Here is a 449-nt window from a genome sequence, read left to right on the forward strand (position 1 = left end):
TTTTAGCCAAGAAGACTCCTTCCTCAAGGAACGCGAAGTGAGTAGGTGGGAGATGAATTGGCTTCGAACAAGGGATGGCAGGAAGCCATCTTAATTGTTCGACATACATAAACTGTCACTTCACTACCTATCGAATGTATGTTTGTTGTATAATAGACACATATCGAAATGGGGTGAAACGAATGATGATCAATAAAGCATATAAATTTCGTATCTATCCAAATAAAGCACAAACGACCCTAATCAATAAAACGATTGGCTGTTCTCGTTTTGTATTCAATCATTTCCTATCTCTATGGGATCATGCATACAAAGAAACAGGAAAAGGTTTGACATATGGTACATGCTCTGCGAAACTTCCTGCCATGAAGGAAGAGTTTGTTTGGCTAAAAGAAGTGGATAGTATTGCGATTCAGTCGTCTGTTCGCAACCTTGCGGATGCTTATACA

The 449-nt window shown here is 39.2% G+C and carries 1 protein-coding gene; it reads left to right on the forward strand.

All coding sequences use genetic code 11. From position 1 onward, the window contains the following. Nucleotides 1–182: 182 nt before the first annotated feature. On the forward strand, nucleotides 183–449 hold a 267-nt coding region (locus tag JDS95_RS30490; protein WP_199691050.1), incomplete at its 3' end, for a helix-turn-helix domain-containing protein.

This window comes from Bacillus cereus group sp. N24 (genome assembly GCF_016483345.1).
Taxonomy (GTDB): domain Bacteria; phylum Bacillota; class Bacilli; order Bacillales; family Bacillaceae_G; genus Bacillus_A; species Bacillus_A toyonensis.